General features: G+C 67.3%; 5 protein-coding genes and 1 pseudogene. 4 read left to right on the top strand and 2 right to left on the bottom strand.

The window, feature by feature from the left end:
• Together AAC997_RS09880 and AAC997_RS09875 are read left to right on the top strand one after the other, a co-directional pair.
• Positions 1–756, top strand: a 756-nt coding sequence (locus tag AAC997_RS09880) for a DegT/DnrJ/EryC1/StrS family aminotransferase (RefSeq protein WP_340645529.1), incomplete at its 5' end; no start/stop codon positions are given.
• Positions 756–1,682 (top strand): phytanoyl-CoA dioxygenase family protein, encoded by a 927-nt coding sequence (locus AAC997_RS09875; RefSeq protein ID WP_340645528.1) that lies wholly within the window; start codon positions 756–758, stop codon positions 1,680–1,682. The genes AAC997_RS09880 and AAC997_RS09875, both read left to right, overlap by 1 nt.
• Here the strand turns inward: AAC997_RS09875 and AAC997_RS09870 are convergent.
• Positions 1,679–2,356, bottom strand: a complete 678-nt coding sequence (locus tag AAC997_RS09870) for an N-formylglutamate amidohydrolase (protein WP_340645527.1) — start codon at positions 2,354–2,356, stop codon at positions 1,679–1,681. The two genes, AAC997_RS09875 and AAC997_RS09870, sit on opposite strands and share 4 nt — an antisense overlap.
• Before the next feature lie 104 nt (positions 2,357–2,460).
• On the opposite strand from AAC997_RS09870, the gene AAC997_RS09865 reads away from it, so the two are divergent.
• Positions 2,461–3,402, top strand: a complete 942-nt coding sequence (locus AAC997_RS09865) for a transglutaminase family protein (RefSeq protein ID WP_340645526.1) — start codon at positions 2,461–2,463, stop codon at positions 3,400–3,402.
• 12 nt (positions 3,403–3,414) lie between these two features.
• Complete coding sequence (locus AAC997_RS09860) at positions 3,415–4,227, top strand: transglutaminase family protein (RefSeq protein ID WP_340645525.1); 813 nt, start codon at positions 3,415–3,417, stop codon at positions 4,225–4,227.
• A 2-nt stretch (positions 4,228–4,229) separates the two neighbouring features.
• Here the strand turns inward: AAC997_RS09860 and AAC997_RS09855 are convergent.
• Positions 4,230–5,237: pseudogene (locus AAC997_RS09855) on the bottom strand (hypothetical protein); the annotation flags it as partial.

The following is a 5,237-nucleotide window of genomic DNA, read 5'->3' as shown; positions in this document are numbered from 1 at the left end:
CCGGACCTGGTCCGCGGGATGCTGGCTCGCGCACCGGGCAAGCTCAGCGCGGTGCTGCCGGTCGCCGCCCATGGGGCGATGCCCGATATCGAGGCCTGGCTCGCCTTCCGCGACGAGACCGGCCTGGCGGTCCTGCTGGACGCCGCGGCAGCCTTCGACGCCGCCCGTGACGCTCGCCTGCCAACCGTGGTCAGCCTCCACGCCACCAAGGTGCTCGGCCTTGGCGAAGGCGGGTTCCTGGTCACTGACGACGCCGCCCTGGCCTTCCGGGTGCGGCGCATGACCACCTACGGCTTCAACGGCACGCGCGAGGCCTTGATCGCGGGCACTAACGCCAAGCTCAGCGAGTATACCGCCGCCGTGGGCCTGGCCGCCCTCGACAAGTGGCCCGCCGACCGTCTGCGTTTCTTCCTGGCCGCCCAGCACACCCGCATCGGTTTGGCGATGACGCCGTCGGTCGTCCTGCAATCAGGCTGGGGGTCGGACTGGGTCACCAGCGTCTGCGTCGTGCGGTTGCCCGACGACGCTGCGGAGGCCGCGACCCAGGCCTTGATCAGCCAGGGGGTCGAGACCCGGCGCTGGTGGGGCATGGGCTGCCATCGGGATGCCGCCTTCGCGGGCTATCCCCGTACTGACCTGCCGGTCACCGAACGGCTGGCCCGCTCGGTCATCGGCCTTCCCTTCGCCATCGACCTGGCGCGAGAAGACGTGGGTCGCATCGTTCTGGCTCTGAGGACCACCCCCGGGATCGCCTGATGAACGCCCAGAAAGCCGCTGACCGCCCCCATCCCGCTATCGAGGATTTCATCGCGGACGGCGCGCACCTGTTCGACAAGCCCGTCGACCCGGCCGCCTGCGCCGACCTGCTGGCCGAGATCCGCGCCGACCGTCACTTCGACCACCGCCTGTTCCTGAGTGAGGAAGAGTTCGACGCCGACCCGCACTATGTCGGCGTGAACCCCCGGCCTGGCCGCAATCTGCTGGAGCGGTTCGAGGACCGACTGGGCTTCGTCGAGGACGACGCCAATATCGTCGAAGGCGTCACCGCCCTGCTGGGGCCCGGCTACACGATCCTCAACAAGAAGGTGGTTTGTGGGGTCTCCCAGACCTCGGTGCCGGCCTGGATCCGCGAGCGTATCCTGGGCAATCCGGTCAACAATCTCGGCGCCTATGTGCGGCCGGAATACCGGGACGTGACCTATTTCTACGGGATCGATTTTCACCAGGACCTGATCGACTACAAGGACCGTCCGGCCGACTTCCTGACCCTCTATGTCTACCTGCATCCAGTAAGCCGCCAGGACGCGCCGCTGTTCCTGCTGAAGGGCAGCCATCGCCTGGGCGGCACAGTCTTTCCCCACGATCTGACCGCCACCTCGGAGGCGTCCTGGACCTATCGCGACGGGCAGGGCGGCGAGGTCGAGACCGACCAGCTGATCCTCACCGGTGGCGCCGGCTTCACCGCGATGTGGCACGCCTGCACCCTGCACGGCACCCAGCCGGACGCCGCCGACCATGAGCGGGTTTCACTGCGCTATCTGCTTGCCCAGGGGCCGGGGCGAGCCGGGATGGATGAGGTCAATGCGACCCTGAAGGGCCCGCTGGTCTTGACCGAAACCCGCACCGATCTCGCCGCCGACGGCCGCGCCCAGGTCAAGCGCAACACCATCAACGAAGCCTAGTCGGATAACGCTTCGGTCAGGAGGCGCGCGACAATCTCGGCCACTTCGTCCTGGCCCGCGTCCTCGGCGATCAAGTCCTGCCGCACCTCCAGTTCCAGATAGTCGAGGCCGCGCGGGTCGACATGCAGGGGCACGGTGTTGTCGGTCTCGTCCATCCGGTAGGGCTGGTTGTTCCCCGCCGCCTCGCCGAGATCGCGTTGCAGCAGCGCCAGGACCCGGTCCGAGAAGGCGGAGTCGTCGCGGTGCAGGACCCCCATCCGCCATGGCCGCACAAAGCCCTGCATCACCGGTGTAAAGCTGTGCAGCGAGACCAGGATGGTCGGCCGATCGGCGCGGCGATCCAGCTCGGTGGCGATGGCGTCCTGATAGGGCTGGTAGATTTCCGCTCGGCGCGCGGCCATCGCCTTGGCGTCGAGGCCGAGATTGCCGGGGATGTCCACGCCGTCGCTGACCTGCGGCATCGCCGCGGGTGCGCCGGGCCTGCGGTTGCAGTCGATCACCAGGCGCGAGTAGGTCTGGCGGATGAAGCAGGCGTCTAGCCTTGCCGCCAGCCGCTCGCCCAGGCCCGCGACCCCGATGTCCCACGCGATGTGGGTGTCCATGTCGGCCGGGATCAGCCCCAGGCCGGCCAGGGTCTTCGGAACGAGACGCCCGGCGTGGTCGCCGACGAGCAATAGGGGGCTGGCGCCGCCCGCATTCGTGACATGAACGGGGGGCGGATCGTCGCGGTGCAAGATTCGTTTAGACCTTGGCGACAAATAGGCCTCACGCTCGCTCAATGCCGATCCTCTCGATCCGCCACCTCACCCGTTACCGCTACCGCAATCCGGTGGCGCTGGGCGAGCATCGCATGATGCTGCGGCCAAGGGAGAGCTACGACCAGCGCATCCTGTCCTGCGACCTCACTATCACGCCGACACCGGACCGCCTGCGCTCGGTACACGATGTCTTCGGCAATTGCGTCGGCGTCGCGACCTTCTCAGGCCGCACCGAGGAACTGGTCTTCGACAGCCGCGTCCGGCTGGACCACACCCCTCTGCCGGCCTTCGCTGACGTGGAGGGGGAGGTGGAGGTCTATACCGGGGCCATGCCCTTCGATTACAGCCCGGAGGATCTGCCGGACCTCGAGCTCTCCATGCAGCGGCACTATCCCGATCCCGAGGGTCTGATCGACGCCTGGGCGAGGAGGTTTGTGAAGCCGGTCGGCAAGACCAGCCTGCAGACCCTGCTCAGCGACATGACCCAGGCCATCTACGCCGAGTTCAAGTACGGAACCCGGACAGATCGAGGCGTGCAGAATCCCCTGGAAACGCTCGCCCAGCACAGCGGCGCCTGTCGTGACTACGCCGTCCTGATGATGGAGGCGGCGCGCAGCCTTGGCCTCGCCGCCCGTTTCGTCTCCGGCTACATCTACAGCCCGATGGTAGGGGCCGGTCTGAGCCGCGCCAGCGCAGGCCACACCCATGCCTGGGTGCGGGTCTACCTGCCGGCCTGCGGGTGGGTGGAGTTCGACCCCACCAACGGCATCGTCGGCAATGCTGATCTGGTGCGCGTCGCCATAGCCCGCGATCCCCGGCAGGCGGTGCCTCTGCACGGAAGCTGGTCAGGTCAGGCCGCTGACTACCTCGACATGGAGGTAGAGGTTGATGTCCGCGATGAAGGGGAGCTCGATATGCAACCTATGCCGGTTCGAGCCATTGGCGGAGGCGGCCAGCTGTAACCCAGGACCCTGATGCGCATTCAAACGGGCTTCGAGATTATCTACGACTGCCCGGCGCCGGTTCCGATGATGTTGATGCTGAGCGTTCACCCCAGCCGGCGGCACGACCTGGAAACGCCCGATTGGCTCCGCACCGATCCTATGCTGGACGTGCGCCAATACCTCGACGGATGGGGCAATATCTGCAGCCGCATCCTGGCGCCGGCCGGCCGCCTGACCCTGTCGGCCGACTTCATCATTGCTGACGACGGCAAGCCTGACGTGATCTCCCCGCTGGCGACCCAGGCGGCGGTGGAGGATCTCCCCGAGGAGGTGCTGATCTTCCTGCTGGGCAGCCGCTATTGCGAGACCGACCGGCTGAGCGACATCGCCTGGTCGATGTTCCAGGGGACCGAGCCCGGCTGGCCCCGCGTCCAGGCCATCGTCGATTGGGTGCACAACCACATCAAGTTCGGTTACGAGCACGCCCGGCCGACCATGACCGCGTTCGAGGCCTATTGCGAAGGCCGCGGCGTCTGCCGCGACTACGCGCACCTGGCCGTCGCGTTCTGCCGCTGCATGAATATCCCGGCCCGCTACTGCACGGGCTATCTCGGGGACATTGGCGTTCCGATCGTCGGGGAGATGGATTTCAGCGCTTGGTTCGAGGTTTATCTGGACGGCAAGTGGCACGCCTTTGACGCTCGCAACAACAGGCCGCGCATCGGCCGGGTGCTGATCGCCCGCGGGCGGGACGCCACAGACGTCGCCATCGCCAACACCTTCGGCCCGGCGATCCTCAGCGGGTTCAAGGTGGTGAGCTACGACCTGCCCCAGGTCGCCTGACCTCAGGGCTTCTTCTTCATCTGCTGCGCCGCCACCAGATAGGGGGGCTGGACGTCCGGATAGATGGCGATCACCGCCTGCATGACCTGTCCAATGTCTTCGCGAGTCCCGTAGTTGGCCAAGGTCCAGCCCACAAGCGCCTCGGCGGTGTTGAACGACAGGTCCGTGGACGCGCGGAGGAATTCCTCGCCGCCGATTGCGCTGAGCGCCACCTGGCGTCCCACCGCCTGGCCTGCCTTCTTACCGAGGAACCCCCCCACGAAGGGAACCTGCTCCATCGCCTTCTGACCGAGATAGTTGCCGGCCATGGATCCGATCTGCCCGGCCGCCTTGACCTGCATGGACTTGGTGATCCAGGCCGACGTCACGCCGTCGGAGGTATAGGGCGACATGTATAGGCCGCCTGTACCCTCGATCACGTCGTAGGCCAGGCGAGGCTTTGCCGGGGCCGCCTTCGCGGCGGCCAGGCTCGGCGAGACGGCGATGGCAGGCGGAGGGGTGGTCAGCTTGACGGGAGTCACCGGGCCACGCGCGGACGCGCCGCCCACCAGGCTGAAGATTCCGGCCGCCGCAAGTCCGCCGGACGGCTTGGCGGCAGGTGCGGGTGTGGGAGCGGCCTGCGGCGCGGGTGTCGCGCGCGCGACCTTTGGCGCTGGCTTGGCCGCCACCTTCACAACAGGCTTCTCAGTCACCTTGGCGACGGGCGCGGGCGGCAGGGTCTCCCGGACATCGAAGCCCCACAGGATGTCGGCGCGAGCGGTGACCTTTTGAAGTGTGCGGGCTCCGTCCTGCGCGATCATTTCGCCCAGCCCGTCTGGCCTGGGGAGGAAGTTGCGAGTGGCGCCCACCTCGCCCGCCGTCGAAACCTGGCCAAGCCAGCGCGACCCGTCCTCGAAGGTGATCACCCCAACGCCCGCGGCCATGCACCACGCGCCGCTGTCGCCTCTGTAGCCGATCATCTTGTGGTCCTCGCCCGGGCGGCCCTTTTTTGCCTTGGGCCGGATCTCCAG

The sequence above is a fragment of the Phenylobacterium sp. genome, assembly GCF_037968635.1.
Taxonomy (GTDB): Bacteria; Pseudomonadota; Alphaproteobacteria; order Caulobacterales; family Caulobacteraceae; genus Phenylobacterium.
The sequence above is the reverse complement of the archived record's forward strand: the minus strand, read 5'-3'. Positions and strand labels throughout refer to the sequence as shown.

Excerpts from the sequence above, each read along its gene's own strand:
- AAC997_RS09875 (WP_340645528.1), top strand. The coding sequence starts at position 756 with ATGAACGCCCAGAAAGCCGCTGACCGCCCCCATCCCGCTATCGAGGAT.
- AAC997_RS09865 (WP_340645526.1), top strand. The coding sequence starts at position 2,461 with ATGCCGATCCTCTCGATCCGCCACCTCACCCGTTACCGCTACCGCAAT.
- AAC997_RS09860 (WP_340645525.1), top strand. The coding sequence starts at position 3,415 with ATGCGCATTCAAACGGGCTTCGAGATTATCTACGACTGCCCGGCGCCG.